Annotated in this window: 16 protein-coding genes and 1 pseudogene; 9 read left to right on the top strand and 8 right to left on the bottom strand. The window is 64.0% G+C overall.

Features of this window, described 5'->3' with window-relative positions:
- Positions 1–951, bottom strand: a 951-nt coding sequence (locus AWC27_RS24195) for a DUF732 domain-containing protein (protein WP_085672791.1), incomplete at its 3' end; no start/stop codon positions are given.
- Positions 952–1,674: 723 nt separating this feature from the next.
- On the opposite strand from AWC27_RS24195, the gene AWC27_RS24190 reads away from it, so the two are divergent.
- The gene (locus AWC27_RS24190) at positions 1,675–2,052 is read left to right on the top strand and encodes a BlaI/MecI/CopY family transcriptional regulator (protein ID WP_085672790.1); all 378 of its coding nucleotides are present in this window, start codon (positions 1,675–1,677) and stop codon (positions 2,050–2,052) included.
- Between the two features lie 94 nt (positions 2,053–2,146).
- Here the strand turns inward: AWC27_RS24190 and AWC27_RS24185 are convergent, their stop codons facing one another.
- On the bottom strand, positions 2,147–2,734 hold the full coding sequence (locus AWC27_RS24185) for a hypothetical protein (RefSeq protein ID WP_085672789.1): 588 nt from the start codon (positions 2,732–2,734) through the stop codon (positions 2,147–2,149).
- A gap of 728 nt (positions 2,735–3,462) precedes the next feature.
- On the opposite strand from AWC27_RS24185, the gene AWC27_RS24180 reads away from it, so the two are divergent.
- From AWC27_RS24180 to AWC27_RS24145, 8 genes and pseudogenes are all read left to right on the top strand, one after another.
- Positions 3,463–3,729 (top strand): hypothetical protein, encoded by a 267-nt coding sequence (locus tag AWC27_RS24180; protein WP_245847495.1) that lies wholly within the window; start codon positions 3,463–3,465, stop codon positions 3,727–3,729.
- A gap of 122 nt (positions 3,730–3,851) precedes the next feature.
- On the top strand, positions 3,852–4,292 hold the full coding sequence (locus AWC27_RS24175; RefSeq protein ID WP_085672787.1) for a DUF4189 domain-containing protein: 441 nt from the start codon (positions 3,852–3,854) through the stop codon (positions 4,290–4,292).
- 45 nt (positions 4,293–4,337) lie between these two features.
- The gene (locus tag AWC27_RS24170; RefSeq protein ID WP_169726854.1) at positions 4,338–5,015 is read left to right on the top strand and encodes a cation transporter; all 678 of its coding nucleotides are present in this window, start codon (positions 4,338–4,340) and stop codon (positions 5,013–5,015) included.
- A gap of 14 nt (positions 5,016–5,029) precedes the next feature.
- Positions 5,030–5,992: a M56 family metallopeptidase gene (locus AWC27_RS24165; RefSeq protein ID WP_085672785.1), complete on the top strand. Its 963-nt coding sequence runs from the start codon at positions 5,030–5,032 to the stop codon at positions 5,990–5,992.
- A 76-nt stretch (positions 5,993–6,068) separates the two neighbouring features.
- Positions 6,069–6,401 (top strand): annotated as a pseudogene (locus tag AWC27_RS24160) (metal-sensitive transcriptional regulator); the annotation flags it as partial.
- A gap of 138 nt (positions 6,402–6,539) precedes the next feature.
- Positions 6,540–6,827, top strand: a complete 288-nt coding sequence (locus AWC27_RS24155; RefSeq protein WP_085672807.1) for a DUF1490 family protein — start codon at positions 6,540–6,542, stop codon at positions 6,825–6,827.
- A 59-nt stretch (positions 6,828–6,886) separates the two neighbouring features.
- Positions 6,887–9,202 (top strand): copper-translocating P-type ATPase, encoded by a 2,316-nt coding sequence (locus AWC27_RS24150; RefSeq protein WP_139837187.1) that lies wholly within the window; start codon positions 6,887–6,889, stop codon positions 9,200–9,202.
- A gap of 79 nt (positions 9,203–9,281) precedes the next feature.
- Positions 9,282–9,917, top strand: a complete 636-nt coding sequence (locus tag AWC27_RS24145; RefSeq protein WP_085672782.1) for a DUF5134 domain-containing protein — start codon at positions 9,282–9,284, stop codon at positions 9,915–9,917.
- Positions 9,918–10,128: 211 nt separating this feature from the next.
- On the opposite strand, the gene AWC27_RS24140 is transcribed toward AWC27_RS24145, so the two are convergent.
- The 6 genes from AWC27_RS24140 to AWC27_RS24115 all read right to left on the bottom strand — a co-directional run bounded on the left by AWC27_RS24140 (position 10,129) and on the right by AWC27_RS24115 (position 15,188).
- Complete coding sequence (locus AWC27_RS24140; protein WP_245847492.1) at positions 10,129–10,446, bottom strand: PIN domain-containing protein; 318 nt, start codon at positions 10,444–10,446, stop codon at positions 10,129–10,131.
- A 53-nt stretch (positions 10,447–10,499) separates the two neighbouring features.
- Positions 10,500–10,643, bottom strand: a complete 144-nt coding sequence (locus AWC27_RS24135; RefSeq protein WP_245847489.1) for a type II toxin-antitoxin system VapB family antitoxin — start codon at positions 10,641–10,643, stop codon at positions 10,500–10,502.
- A gap of 112 nt (positions 10,644–10,755) precedes the next feature.
- Positions 10,756–12,042, bottom strand: coding sequence for an MFS transporter (locus AWC27_RS24130; protein WP_085672781.1), 1,287 nt, complete (start codon positions 12,040–12,042; stop codon positions 10,756–10,758).
- A complete protein-coding gene (locus AWC27_RS24125) occupies positions 12,042–13,070 on the bottom strand; it encodes a PLP-dependent cysteine synthase family protein (RefSeq protein WP_372516835.1) in 1,029 nt (342 codons plus the stop codon). Before AWC27_RS24125 ends, AWC27_RS24130 begins: the two co-directional genes overlap by 1 nt.
- Positions 13,071–13,338: 268 nt before the next feature.
- Positions 13,339–13,710, bottom strand: a complete 372-nt coding sequence (lpqS, locus tag AWC27_RS24120) for a putative copper homeostasis (lipo)protein LpqS (RefSeq protein ID WP_085672806.1) — start codon at positions 13,708–13,710, stop codon at positions 13,339–13,341.
- A gap of 326 nt (positions 13,711–14,036) precedes the next feature.
- Complete coding sequence (locus tag AWC27_RS24115; RefSeq protein ID WP_085672779.1) at positions 14,037–15,188, bottom strand: PPE family protein; 1,152 nt, start codon at positions 15,186–15,188, stop codon at positions 14,037–14,039.
- Between the last annotated feature and the right edge of the window lie 11 nt (positions 15,189–15,199).

Here is a 15,199-nt window from a genome sequence, read left to right as displayed (position 1 = left end):
GCCCCCACCGTTCCCGCCACCGCCAGTGCCACCACTGCCGGTAGCGCCCCCCGGCTGAGGACCAGCAGCCGGAGGCTCCACTTGTTGCGGTGGCGGCTCTTGGGGTGGCGGTGGCGGCTCTTGCGGTGGCGGCGCCTGTTCCGGTGGTGGCGGCTGTTCCGGTGGTGGCGGCGATAGTTTGGGCGGTGGCGGTGCCGCGATTGGCCGGGGCGGCATCAGGACGTGGGCCGGCGGCGGCGGGGGTGGTGCCGGAATCTGCGGCGGGTTCGGTAGGTCGGGATCTCCCTGCGGAACCGTTCCGATCAGCGAGCCGTAAACTTTGCCAGGCAAGTAACGGCCGGACCGGTCGTACCCGTAGCGGCCCACCATAAAAAAGCCGCCTTCCGTCGAATGTGGAAGCCGCACCACACTGATGCCTGTCAGTTTCTGCCACGCCGCCCGCGTGTTGATCATGTCCAACGCCGACGGCGGCTCGCGTAGACTGGTTGCTGAGTTGACCAGGTTGCGCGTGTACGCGGGTATCGGGTGCGGCGGTTCATTTGATCCCGGCACGGGGTTAGCCATGGCCATGATGGATACAATCTTGGGTTGATCGTACGGGCAGTAGACCTCTACTGCCGCAGTAATAAATCGGGTAAGCGTGCGCGTGAGGCGCTCCGCGGGGTATCGGTGCGCAGTCGGGTCTACGTTGAAAGCATTGTCCCGCATCGCGTCCACTACGTCATCCACCGACCAGCCACCATCGAGCTTGCGACAAACTTTGTGGGCTGTGGCGATGATGCTTGGCACGTTCTGGAGGGCGGGAATCTCTTTTTCAACGAGCAGTGCTAGAAACTGGTCGTCCTGGTTCGGGTCGGCCGCTGCTGCGCCGCCGCGCAGAATTGCCGTGCCGGTGAGCACTGCGATGACGGTAACCAGGGCGCCGGCGTGGCTAGTGATGCCGGCGAACATGGCAGGGTTTCCCTTCTGTGAGGCCAGTAGGGGTTTACACGATGCGCACCATCTACTATCCTACTTAGTAGGTTAGTAATTTGGCAAGTGTTGCAGAGCACTGTTACTGGGCATCTAACGCGGTTTCAGCATCCCCGTTTTGCGTGGATGTATGAACGGATCAGCGCCGAGTCGGAACAGCGGGAGCTGCCCAGCACCGTGATCGCGCGCTGACGGGGTTGAGCGCCCGGGTGATCGAAATCGGAGCTGGTAACAGGCGAATTTCGGACACTATCCCCACGCAGTTCCCCAGGTGGTTGAGGCCGAGCCCGGCGATGCACTGCGCGTTGGTCCAAGCCGCCGCAGAACGGGCTGATCTGGCGGTTCACGTAATGGGCGGCGTGCGACGGCGCTTCCCCTGCCTGCGACGCCAGCATCCACGCGGCGGCGGCATCGCTGGTGCTGTGTTCGCTGACGGCGCGGGGCCGACGGCCCGCGGTTGCCGCCGCCAGATCGCATCGAAATGTTCCGGTTTGGCACCGAGGTCGCCCCGCGTACTTTAGCGGCCGACTCAGTTATGGTCGACCCCGCTTGGGGGCGGGGAGGCGGCGAGTTATCAAAGGTGTGAAATTGTGGGCCATGTGGCGTCCATCTACTATATGTGTACGTAGGTAGTACGTGGTGCTTTATGGTGTCCTCGAATGCAGGCGTGCGCGGCAGTGTGGCATTGATCGGAGGCGTAGGGTGCGAGTACGTGGATTCGGGGAGTTGGAAGCGGTAGTGATGGACCGCATCTGGAGCCGGGGGGAAACTACGACGGTCCGCGAGATCTTTGAGGAACTCGCTGTTGAACGTGAGATCGCTTACACCACAGTAATGTCAACTATGGACAACCTGCACACCAAGGGGTGGCTAGCGCGTGAACGTGAACGCAAGGCTTACCGGTACTGGCCAACGCTGACACGCGAGCAGCACAGCGCACAGCTCATGTGTGAGGCGCTGGACGGCGGGGGCCGCTCGGAGTTGGTGCTGAGCCACTTCGTTGAACAGATCAGCCCTGAAGAATCCGCTCGGTTGCGCGATGAGTTGCGGCGGTTGGCCAGACGCGCGCGACGCAAGTGACCCATTGCAGGGTCGGGATAACCTTGCGCGTGTTGGCGTCAACCGCAGTAGTCCATAGCCTGCAATACAGTTCTTTTCACGCTCGAGTCGGCGGCTAACGGGGGCCCATCATGCCCCCGGGTCCCATCATGCCCCCGGGTCCCATCATGCCCCCGGAACCGCCCATCATGCCTTGCATGATCGCGGGCATTCCGTCGTGCACGAATCCGGTTACCTCACGGGCGTGGGCACGGATGGCTTCGGTGAGGGCGGGGTCGTCAGAAGTTTCCTCTGCAGTTACGCCCTTCGGTGTGAGAGTCAACTGGCGACGGTAGCCTCCGGGGTTGTCGAACAGAGTCGGCAGGCTCTGGCTCATACACATCACCTCTGCGCCCTGGTCGATGTGCGAGTACATGGTTGACACGTGCGCGCGCAGCTTCGCCGCGAGATCGGGTGAGCCTGACTGGGTGGTGGTGCGCACGCCACCGGGGATTTCCTCGACGGTGCGGGTGATCTCGGCGTGCCGGTTGAACATCTCCATGTAGAGGCTCATGTCCGCCGCGCTGGCGCCCATCATCCCGCCGTCAGTCAGGCGGATTCGTAGGTCGGGTGGTCCTCCACCGCCGCGAATCGCGTACCCGACCGCCACCAATGCAGTCGCGCCAAGTGTAGCGAGCGCCGTTCGTCGGGTGAACCTAGCCATGTGATGACCTCTCATGCATCTCCGTCATTCAGTCCGTGGTGAAAGGCCTTCGCAGCCAGTAGCATTCGCAGAGCTACGTCAGTCGGCGGTAGAACTCGTCATTGACTAGTTCGTGGCGGGGAAGGTGTGCCTGCGGCACGCCTTCGGCTCTGGTGGAACCCCCTGTGCGCCGGGACCGGTGGTTGGCTTCCTCCTTTGAGGCCAAACGGTCGCAAGGACGATGGCTGTTAAGACGGCACCCCAGAACGCTGCCATCGTCGGAACATTGACAATCACGCCGTACCAACCCCAGCCGTGCCCGCTGTGCCACATCATCATCGCATTACCTCCAAAACTCGTCACCGGTTGCATTGCTGCGCATCAGCGGGTAGCCGAAACCGGCGTTGCAGTGCCGCTCACTTTCCGCCATCGGTTGCATGGGATGCCTCAGTCTGCATCCAGGCCTCTACTATCTACGTACACAGATAGTAGAGGCCTTCGAGGGGCGGCGCCACATGCTTTGTCGATGAGGACGCAAGGGGCCGAGTCGAGATGCACGAATGTCGCTCCCGACCGCCCTGCCAAGCGGTGGTGGGCGCTTTAGGGACTTTAGTCACTACCCCTGTGGGGTATATTGTGGCAGCATGCCAAATATGACGGAATCACCAGAATCTACCGAATCGGCCACCGCGACAGGGCAGCTCCGGTATGTCGATCGTTCTGATCGCCCTAGCCGGACGGATCAACTGTTGAGTTGGGTCGGCATCATCGCCGGTGTCATGTTCGTCGTGGCCCTGGTCTTCTTCTCCGGATTCTTTTTGGGTCGGGCTACACACGGTCCCTACGGGGGAAACTCGACTTCCAATGGTGGACGCGATGGTGGCTGCTCGATGATGGAATCGGGCGGAATGATGGGGCCCGGCGGAATGATGGGGCCCGGCGGCATGGGTCCGGGGGGATCAATGGGTCCTCAGCAAACGGTTAGCACGACAGCACCGCCTGTGCCGCACCCATAGCACCCGCGCCAACGCGGAAGCACCACAACACCCAGCTTGTCTAGCCTTCAGTGCAATCGCTTTCCCAAGGTCGGGTGACCCACTCACTCGCTGAACCTTCGACCGCAAAAAGGAGTCAGGAAATGGTGACAACACGTAGGCGGATCGCGATCGTAGCCGCAACCCTGGGGGCTACTGCTGCACTGATGATTAGTGCGCTGCCCTCGATTCCGCGGGGAACTGCCGACCTTGACTACGCCGCGATGTCCGAAATGGGCATGGTGCCCGAAGGGCCTGTTGTACCGATTAGGCATTACGGCGCGATCGCCTATGCACCGACCGGCAAATGGGGTAAAGGGCTGCGTTACACAAGTCAGGCTGGAGCGAACCAAGCCGCATTGGCGGCGTGCGGTCTGGATACCTGCAAGGTACTCATTAGCTTCAGACAACCGCAATGCGGCGCGATCGCCTATGACGGCTCGAATTACCAAGGCGGAAGTGGCTTCCCGCTCGGGGCGGCGCAAGAGGACGCCATCAACAAGCTCGGAGGTGGGCGAATCGTCAACTGGGCGTGCAATAGCTAAGTCTCGGCGGCCTGGGTTATGCGGTTCCTACGAACGGCTGAAGCTATGAGTCAAACTACGGCTGCACCGGCGAGTCTCGATCTTGCGGTCGGCGGGATGGTCCGTGGGTCGTGCGCGATGTTCGTTCAGCGGATCCTCAGCAGGCAGGTGGGTGTCGAATCCGCGATCGTCAACTATGCCACGTCGACCGCGCACGTCGTGCTTGGCGAGCGGCTCGCCGATCCCGATGCACTGCTCGCCCCGGTCGAGCACCTCGGGTATTGGCTGACACCGCGTGAGGCCGGCGTCGTCGTCGGCCGCCGGCTGGGCGTCCAGCGGGTGCTGGCGCAGGTGCTGCTGGCCGACAAGCAGGCCGAGGTAGCCGCCCTGGAAGCTGCCGGTGAGGTAGTTGCCGTCGTTGGCGATGGAATCAACGATGCGCCGGCGCTCGTGCAGGACGACCTGGGTAGCGCGATTGGCACCGGCACTGATGTCGCGATTCAGTCCCGCGACCTGGCCCTGATGCCCGCCGATCTGGCGCGCATTCCCACTGCGATTTCGTTGTCGCGCCGCATCTATCGCACGATAGTGCACACCCTTTACTGGGCGTTCGGCTGCAACATTGTGGCGGTCCCGCTGGCCGCGGCTGGTTTGCTCAACCCGATAATCTCCGGCGCGGCGAGGGGCTTCTCCTCGGCCGGCGTGGTCACCAACTCCCTGTGCCTGTTGCAGTTCGAGCGGTAGGAAAGGACGCCCTGATGAGCGTCGCGATGTGTCTGCTGGTGTACAGCTGTGTGGTGGCGGTGTTCTCGCCTTGGGCGCTGATGCGCTTGACTCGAGCCGGCGCCTTACCGCTGTTGGGAGTGGTTGCGTGGTTAGCGGCGATGGTCAGCGTCGTCGGTTCATGGCTGGGCGCGGCGGGTTTCCTAATCGCGGCTCTGGCCCAGCATTGGCGCCAGCCGGACCGGCTCGCCATCGCGTGTTTCGCGGCGCTGCGACGGCTTTTCGACGGAGGACTCGGGCCAGTGGTGCACGCCGGGATCGTGGCGCTGGCCGGAGTCGCAGCCATCGCACTAGGCATTCTGGGTTGGCGGTTGGGTAGATCACTGTGGCGGGCGCGGGTGTGCGGCCGTGAGCATGCTGAAAGAGCCCGCGTAGTCGGGCGCCGAATCGGTGGCGTGGATGCGGTCGTGGTGGATGCACCCGAGCGGGCCGCCTACTGCGTGGCCGGGCGCCCGGACACCATCGTCGTGACCAGCGCCGCGCTAGATGCGCTCAGCGATCGCCACCTTCAAGCGGTGCTGGCGCATGAGCGCGCCCATTTGAACGGGCGTCACCACCATGTCCTGGCGTTCGTCCGCGCGTTGTCGGCGGCCGTTCCCCAGGTGGCTTTGTTCAGCACGGGGGCCCGAGAGATCGCCCGGTTGTTGGAGATGTCCGCCGACGACGCAGCGGCCCGCCGCTTCGGCACCCAGACGGTGCTGGACGCGTTGCTGGCGTTGTCCATTGGTGCCGCGACACCGATTGGCGCCGTCGGGGCGTCCGGCGTCGACATGCTCGACCGCGCCGAACGTCTGGCCACGCAAAGTGAGGCGCGCCACCAGTGGGCCGCCGGGGTATTGCTTACCGCCACAACGCTTTTCATCATTGGAGGGCCGCTGACGTGGACGAGCATGAAGGTGGCCGGTGCAATGTGCTGCTACCAGGGAGCAGCGACCTAGTGCTTACCCCGCCCCACGGGTGTGGGGTAAAAGGGGGTGAATCGGTCGGGTGTTGGTACGGGTTGTGAGCGGGGACATGGAATTGACGACGAAAAGGCAAGCGGCGCTCAACCCGCTGAAGACGGTTCGGGGTCACCTCGATGGGATCATTCGAATGCTGGAGTCCGACGCCGACGGCGTCGACTTGATGAAGCAGATCTCTGCGGTTCAGTCCTCGCTGGAGCGGGCCAACCGGGTGATGTTGCACAACCGCCTAGAGACGTGCTTTTCGGCGGTGTTGGATTGCCGCGGGCAAGCGGCCATTGAAGAGCTGATTGATGCCGTCAAGTTCACGCCCGCATTGAGCGGTCCGCAAGTACAACTGGGTGGGGCCATGATGGGCGATCGGACGAGTAATGAGCCCGCGCCGGCGGGTGATCCGTATGAGGAAACTTCGCCGACGCGTGAAGCCAGCGGTCACGGCTTGAGGGCACGGGGAGTGCAGCATCGGTGAGTTAAGGCTACCGCCCGCGCGGGGCGGGCAACGATATGAAAGGGAGTGTTCGAGATGGCTTTGCATGGGTTGATGGCGAAGGCAGCGCCCACTGTGGTGACCGGCGTGGTGGGGGTTGCGGCGTTTGAGGTGCTGCGCAGGGTGGCGGCCAGGGCTCCGCTGCGCAAGGCAACGGTCATCGCTACTGCCTGGGGCATCCGCGTTGCCCGCGAGGCCGAACGCAAGGCCGGGGCCAGCACTGAGCAGGCTCGACTGACGGTCGCCGACGTGGTGGCCGAAGCGAAGGAGCGCGCCGGTGAGCACGCTGCACCGCTGACCGTAGTGGACTCGGGCGACAAATGACCACGGCTGTCCTTGACGCAGACGTCAAGCTCAAGGTTGTTTCCAACGCGTCGGGGCGGATGCGTGTGTGCATCAACGGGTTTGGAGTGGACGCGGTTCGGGCGGTCGCGATCGAGGAGACGGTCGGCAAGGTCGCCGGCGTGCAAGCCGTGCAAGCCTATCCACGAACCGCATCCGTCGTGATCTGGTATTCGCCGCAGCACTGCGACACCGCCGACGTGCTGACGGCGATCGCCGACGCCGAGCACATCCCTGCAGAATCGGTGCCTGCGCGTGCCCCGCACTCGGCCGACATCCCCAACATCGGTGTCGTGCGCAGAATTGCCAGCGGGATCGGGTTGGCGCTGTTTGGTCTGCGCCGCGGCACGCATGACCGTGCGTCGGAGGTCACGAATTGCGGCGGTGGCGCCTGCGGGTCCGGGCCGGTCACTGGGAGCGGGTTATCGCTGGACGAGCAGAATCGACGCGAGCGGCGCAAGTGGTCGCGCCGGGTCTTGGTGGCCTTCCCACTGGGGCTGGTGGCGATGGGTTCAACCATGCTTTTCGGCGCTTATCCGTGGGCGGGATGGTTGGCTTTCGCCGCGACGGTGCCGGTGCAATTCGTCGCCGGTTGGCCGTTCCTCAAGGGGGCGGTGCAGCAGGCGCGCGCGTTGAGCTCGAACATGGACACGCTGATCGCGCTGGGCACGTTGACCGCATTCATCTACTCCACCTACCAGTTGTTTGCCGGCGGGCCGCTGTTCTTCGACACCTCGGCGCTGATCATCGCGTTCGTGGTGCTGGGCCGCTATTTCGAGGTCAGAGCGCAGGGCAAGGCGCGCGAGGCGATCAGCAAGCTGCTGGAGATGGGCGCCAAGGATGCCACCCTGCTGGTGGACGGCGCGGAGCTACTCGTGCCGGTTGATCAGGTCCGAGTCGGTGATCTAGTGCGGGTGCGCCCGGGAGAGAAGGTCCCGGTTGACGGCGAGGTCATCGATGGCCGTGCCGCCGTCGACGAGTCGATGCTCACCGGCGAATCGGTCCCGGTCGAGAAAACGGTGGGTGACCATGTGGCCGGGGCAACGGTCAACACCGATGGTGTGCTGACCGTGCGCGCCACCGCGGTCGGGGCCGATACCGCGCTGGCGCACATCGTGCGACTGGTCGAGCAGGCGCAAGGCGGCAAGGCCCCGGTCCAGAGGCTTGCCGACCGGGTGTCGGCGGTGTTTGTCCCGGCCGTCGTTGGCGTTGCCGTGGCGACTTTCGCAGGATGGACGATGCTCGCCGGCGACCCAATCGGTGGCATGACCGCGGCGGTCGCCGTGCTGATCATCGCCTGCCCCTGTGCGCTCGGTCTGGCCACCCCGACGGCGATCATGGTCGGCACCGGCCGCGGCGCGGACCTCGGGATCCTGGTCAAGGGCGGCGAGGTGCTGGAAGCTTCGAAGAAGGTTGACACGGTGGTGTTCGACAAGACCGGCACTCTCACGCGTGCCCAGATGCGGGTGACCGATGTCGTTGGCGGCAAGCGGCGCCAGCCTGATCTGGTGCTGCGGATCGCCGCCGCGGTCGAGTCGGGTTCCGAACACCCGATCGGCGCGGCGATCGTCGCCAGTGCACGGGAGCGGGGGTTGGAGATTCCGGTGGCCACGGCGTTTACCAATGTCGCGGGGCACGGGGTGCGCGCGGAGGTCGACGGCAAGTCGGTGCTGGTCGGGCGCCGCAAGCTGGTCGACGAACAGGATCTACAGCTGCCAGAGCACCTAGCTGCGGCCGCCGCGGAGCTGGAAGAGAAGGGCCGCACCGCGGTTTTCGTCGGCCGGGATGACCAAGTTGTGGGCGTGCTCGCGGTGGCCGACACGGTCAAGGATGACGCTGTCGACGTGGTCCGTCAGCTACATGCCATGGGGTTGCAGGTCGCCATGATCACCGGCGACAACACCCGCACCGCTCATGCGATCGCAAAGCAGGTGGGCATTGACCGTGTGCTGGCCGAAGTGTTGCCAGAAGAAAAGGTCATCGAGGTGCGGCGGCTCCAGGACGAGGGCAAGGTGGTCGCGATGGTGGGCGACGGCGTCAACGACGCACCGGCCCTGGTGCAGGCCGATCTGGGCATTGCGATCGGCACCGGTACCGACGTGGCCATTGAGGCCTCCGACATTACGCTGATGTCCGACCACCTCGATGGGGTCGTGCGTGCGCTCGGGCTCTCGCGGCAGACCTTGCGCACGATTTACCAGAACCTTGGCTGGGCGTTCGGCTACAACACCGCCGCGATCCCCCTTGCCGCGCTGGGCATGTTGAACCCGGTCGTGGCGGGCGCGGCGATGGGTTTCTCCTCGGTCAGTGTGGTGACCAACTCGCTGCGGCTACGCCGGTTCGGTCGCGATACATGATCGGGGCTCACATCGCCAGCGTTAGCCGAGCGCACAGCAACGTCATGGTTTCCGACGGATCTGAACGGCCTGGTGTCGCGTGATCGATGACCTGGTGCTTCGTTGGGTGGTCACCGGTCTCTTCTTATTGACCGCCGCGGAATGTGTGCTCGCGATCGCCACCAAGCGCCGACCTTGGAGCTGGGTCGTGAGCCACGGGCTGCATTTCGTCATGGCCGTAGCCATGGTGGTAATGGCCTGGCCCTGGGGTGTGCAACTGCCGTCAACTGGACCGGCAGCGTTTTTCCTGCTGGCGGCCATGACCTTCGTGACGATGTCCGTCGTCGTGGCCCGAACACCCGCCCTACGAGTCCGCTACGGCTACCACGCTGTGATGATGCTGGCCACCGGCTGGATGTATGCCATCATGAACGCCCAGTTGTTTCCAGCTCGATCGAGCACCCAGAGCACCGCTGAGCCGGCTATGTCGTCAATGCCGGGCATGGACATGGCGGGCACAGACATGCCGGCAAGCAGCGGTTCGCTCCTCTGGTTCAGCGCAGTGAGCTGGCTCGGCACCGTCGGCTTCGCTGTCGCGGCAGTCTTCTGGACGTACTGGTACTGCGTCCGACGCCAGCATGAAACGTCCCACTCCAGATCGCTGGGTAACCTAAGTCAGGCAGGGATGGCTATTGGCATGGCTATTCTGTTCTCCGCCACGCTATTTCGAATCTGAGGCAGTACCGCTGCCTCGCCCTTACGTCATGTGTCGCCAGCGTCATCCTGGATAGTCGCGGTGGCTGAGTGAGTGATCGCCACGGCAATGGCCAAGCAAACGCAGGATCTTGGCTATCGCTAACGCCGAAAGGCGTGGCTCGCTGATCGATGCGGCGATCGACAGCATGTGGTCGTCCTCGAGCATCCGAACGGTGACGCCGTCGTCACCGCTAGCGCGCCATGCTAGCCAGATAGCTCGTAGCGCGGCCGTTTTGAGAGACGGGGTGGGGGTCACCGCGTAACGTCGCGGCGACTGATTCGACGATAACGTCGTTGGTTGGCGAATATTCGTATGCCAAGCGGCGGTCTGAGCAGATCTGTGCATAGTCAGCACTGGCCCGTGCGTTGTACAGCGCATCGGCGTCGAGCAGAGCTGTGGTTGCTACTAATCCGCCCTCGATCAGCGGTGCAAGTCGGGCGGCGACCTGCGGGTGCCGCATTCGCGCCGCGGCGCTTGTGTCGATGACGTGCCGAGCGATTATCGCCACACCTCACCACCTTGATCGCGATCAGCCATCTTCCCTAGATCGCCAGCCTTCAACTACGGGACGTGATGTGTCCGCGCAGACGATGCTGCGGCTTGCTGCAATGCGAGGCGAACCGTGTCGGATACGCCAGATGCGTTGAGCTGCTTCTGCGCAGCAGCCAACAGGTCGTCGTCGAGGTCGATAAAGCGCTTTGTCATCTCTCAAGCCTCCACCCGCATTTATTTCCTGCAATTTTGTATATACAAACTTTGGGTGGCGCAGGCCTGCGAGACGAGTCGGCCGGTCATGCGGTCGGAAAACATCCACCAGTCATGTGGTCCTCGTGGCCATTTTTGATGCGTCCTCGTGCGCGGTGTTTGCTGTGTCTTGGGTGGCGAAGTGGCCGCCGCGGTCGAGGCGATGCAGTGCCAAAGCCGCAACGATGCCGACGAGAATCATTCCTGCCCAAACGATTTCGCCGACGCCGGCTTGTTTAGCCGCGCCCATGATTGCACCAGTGGCAAGGTTGCCGAGCAGGATCCCGATTCCGACGATGGTGTTGTAAAACCCGTAGTGGGTAGCGATGAGCCGGCCTCGGGCTAGCGTCATGACCATGTCCATCTCGAAGGGAAATACCGCGGCCGAGCCGAGGGCAAGCATCGCCGAGGAAGCCAGCAGCGCAACGACAGCAGCAACGATCCCGAAGCGCTGACTATCGGGGATGAGTGTCAGCGGCGCGAATGAGGCAGCCAGGACGGTCAATCCGATCGCCAGGCTGCGCCCAGGTCCCCACCGTGCGGCGAACCAGCGGGTAATGCGCAATTGTCCGGCGACAGCGACCAGACCCGAAACCACAAAAACGCCTGCCACTAAGACGGAGTGGTAACGCGGCGTCAGGATCGAAGCCTGCAGCGGCAAAGCAAGATAGACCTGGAAAGACAGCACGTAGGAGCCGATCATGGCCACGGCGAACAGCAGGAAAGACCGGTTCGCCATGACGTGGCGCCAGTCATCGAAAAATGACGTCTTTGCCACTGCCGCATCGGCGGTGTGTTGGGGCAGCACCAAGAGCTGGCCAACGGTCAGTATAGCGAAGACCGCGGCGGCCACGGCTGCGGTGATGCGAAAGTCGATGGCTACCAACATAACTCCAAGCACGGGACCCAGCAGGATCCCGGCCTGGTAGAAGATGTTGAACACAGCAAAGGCTTCGACGCGGCGATCACCGGTTTCGGCGGCCAGGTAGGCCCTCACCGCCGGGTTGAACAGCGCGCCGGCGAAACCAGTGGCCGCTGAGGCGATGAGCACCATGGGCAGCGAGTGGGCCACGATCAGCAGAGCGAACCCGCCGGTGCGCAGCAGGCAACCGGCGACGATCAACGGCTTGTAGCCAAGCCGGTCGGCCAGCGTGCCGCCGACAATGAACATGCCCTGTTGAGAGAAATTGCGCACCCCAAGAACCAGACCGACGGCCCAAGCGGCGAGCCCGAGCGGGCCAGCCAGATAATCGGCCAGATACGGCATCAGCATGTAGAAGCCGATGTTGATGCCGAACTGGTTGACCATCAGCATCCGGCTGGGCCCGTCGAAGCTGCGGAACTGTGCGAGAAACGCCATTACTGCCTAACCAGCGCTGGATCCACCACATTGGTGCACCGCGTCCAGGATTGCACCACCTGCTCGGTCGGGTCATCGATGACCGCGGGTTGGATCGGAGCAGGCGCATCGAGTAGTTCGTGCTGGCGACAGTAATCGTCGTTGTAGATGGTGTCGAAGTAGCGCAGCGGCCCATCGGGAAACACCGCGGCAATCTTGGCGCCGGGCTCGTGGTTCCGGGCCGCCCAGCCGGCGACCAGCGCAACGGCACCCACACTCCATCCCCCGCTGGCGTAGTAGGTGTTCGCGAGGGTGCGGCATGCCCAGACCGCTTCGGCCGGGGCTACCCAATGTGCCTCGGCGAACGCCGGGTAGTCGACGTTGCGCGGGTAAATGCTTGATCCCAGTCCGCGCATTAACCGCTTGGCGGCCGCCGGTTGTCCGAAGATCGTCGAGCCGATGGTGTCCACGCCGATGAGCTTCAGGTCTGGGTTGACTTGGCGCAGCACGCGCGCCACACCAGCTGAATGGCCGCCGGTTCCCACCGAGCACACCAAAACGTCGATGCTTCCCAGCTGATCAAGCAGTTCTAGCGCCAGCGACCGGTAGCTGTCGACGTTGTCGGGGTTGTTGTACTGGTCGGGGTTCCAGGATTGCGGGTCGGCGGCCATCAATTCGGCCACTCGGTCTTTGCGGGCCTGCTGCCACCCTCCGGTGGGATGCGGTTCGGTGACGATGTCGACGCGCGCCCCGTAGGCGGTCAGCATGTGTTGCACGATAGGTTCCATCCCGGGGTCAGTGACCACCGTCACGGGATGCCGATATACCTGTCCCGCCAGCGCCATACCCAAACCCAAAGTGCCGCTGGTGGATTCAATGATTTGCGCGCCGGGTTGCAAGTCGCCACGCGCCCGAGCGCATTCCACCATGTGCAGGGCCGGGCGGTCCTTCATGCCTCCGGGGTTAGCTCCTTCCAGCTTGGCCCAAAAACCACGGCCCTCGGCACCAAAGGGATCTGAAATCCACAGCACCGGTGTATTACCCACCAGGCTGCGGGGTTCGCGATGTTTACCGGCGGTGGCGGCGCATCCGGGCGACCTGAGTTGGCGCAGGGTGTGCCGGTTTGGCATCGAGCGCCACGAGCGCTCCAGTTCGGCACTGTCGTCACTGGCGAGTTCGAAGCGTTCGCAGGTTGCCACAGACAGAAGATTGTTCATTGATCATCGCTTTCACGCGTGTGCCGCAATGGGCGGCGGTGAACGTCGGTCAGCGGGCACCGGCCGTCGGCACATGGCACAACGACCTGACGCTGATCGATCAGCGACGAGCCAAGCAGAATCGTGTCAAAAGATCTTGACCACTCAGGGCGCTAAACCGTCCTTGGGGCGGCCCACGCCCAGCTGATATTACCAGGCTGGCCAGCACGGCAGTAATCGCGACAACTGCGGCCACGGTTCCAAGTGCTACCAACGTGGTAGCCGGCCGCGGCAACACCGCGGTCGCGAACACGTTGTGGCAGTGGGTCGACGAGCCGTCGAAAACATGGGGATGGTCGGCGTTGACGGCGAACTCACCGCCCAGGGTGGAAAGCAAAGCATGGGCAGGATGCGAGGTATGGCTCTCGGAATGCAGCATGGCGGAGTGGCCGACGAGTGCAACAAGGAACGCCACTGTCGCCACGACGATCATCGACCGCCACCGCGGCAGCGCAGATGCGTTGCTGAGCGGCACAAAGCCTCGACGGGCGCGATAGGGACGCATGCCGGAAGCCGGATGGGGTGCCTCCACACGCCGAGTGACTGGCTCTTGCCAAACATCACATGCAGTAACCGGAAGCGAGGCGTCATGAGACGGAGCCATCCGTTCCCACAGGTACCTCATACCCCTAAAGGGTACGCCGTGGTAGTGGTACTCACAACTGGGCAGGGCTGGGTCGGGCAGTCGAGTTGATGTGCGCGTGGTCGACCCCAACGCACTGGGGTTGTCTGGACGCCCGATCATCGTGATGACTTCCTCTATCCGATGGACCAGCGTGGAACCATCGGGGGGCGTTCCAGGAATCGAGCATCGGGCACGATACCGGCTATCCCGCGCCCGCCTGTTCCGGCCAATGGCAATCCGCCCAGCATGCCGCCTAGCCCGTCTGCGTCGGCCGCCGGGGCGGCGCCGAGGCCTGTGCCTGCCAGCGCCGCGGCCGCTCTGGCCGGGGCAGCGGTGGTCCAGGTCTGTGGCACCGACAGCGACCCGACCAATCCGGCCCGGCCCATACCCGCCGAGACTGCCGCACCGGTGCCGCCGAAGCCTGACAACCCCGCTAGGCCTGATCCGAGCACGCCGGAACCCAAGCCGTCGGCGATAGCTGGGGCCAGCGCGGCGGTGGCCGCAGGTAGCAGGCCTTTCAGCTTCTCTCCGGTCGATAAGCCGGCACTGGCTATCCACGCCGTCGAGCTCGTCACGGACAGCAGCGGACTTAGCGAGCTTAGGGCCGACATCGCTGACCCGGACGATAGCGGGGAGGTGAGTTGTTGCAGCGCCGTTGGCAGCGCGGAGGCCAGCTGGTTCAGTGCCGCCTGCGTGTCGGTCGCCAGCGAGCTACCGGTGATCTGGGATACGACGGAGCCTTGCGCAGCCAGCCCGGTCGGGTTGGTGATCTGCGGCGGCGAGGTGAACGGCGGCAACGTCGACGCGGCCGCAGATGAGCCCGCGTAGCCATACATTGCGGCTGCGTCCTGCGCCCACATCTCGGCGTATTGGGCCTCAGCGGCCGCGATCGCCGGGGTGTTTTGCCCGAAGATGTTGGTCGCGATCAGCGACATCAGCAGGCTGCGGTTGGCCGCGATCACCGGTGGGGGCACTGTTGCGGCGAACGCGGCCGCATAGGCGCCGGCCGCGGCTCGGGCCTGATTGGCCGCCTGCTCAGCCTCGGTGGCGGCGTTGCTCATCCACGCCACATATGGTGTGGCTGCGGCGCTCATCCATGCTGCCGCCGGACCATGCCACGACAAGGCGGTCAATCGCGAGATCACCGCCGCGTAAGAGGTTGCCGCCGAAGCCAATTCGGCGGCCAACCCATCCCAGCCGGTCGCAGCAGCCAGCATCGGCCCTGAGCCGGGACCTGAATACATGCTGGCGGAGTTGATCTCTGGTGGGAGTGCCCCGAAATCCATTCGCTTATCCC

The organism is Mycobacterium szulgai, assembly GCF_002116635.1.
In the GTDB taxonomy this organism is placed as follows: domain Bacteria; phylum Actinomycetota; class Actinomycetes; order Mycobacteriales; family Mycobacteriaceae; genus Mycobacterium; species Mycobacterium szulgai.
The sequence above is the reverse complement of the archived record's forward strand: the minus strand, read 5'-3'. Positions and strand labels throughout refer to the sequence as shown.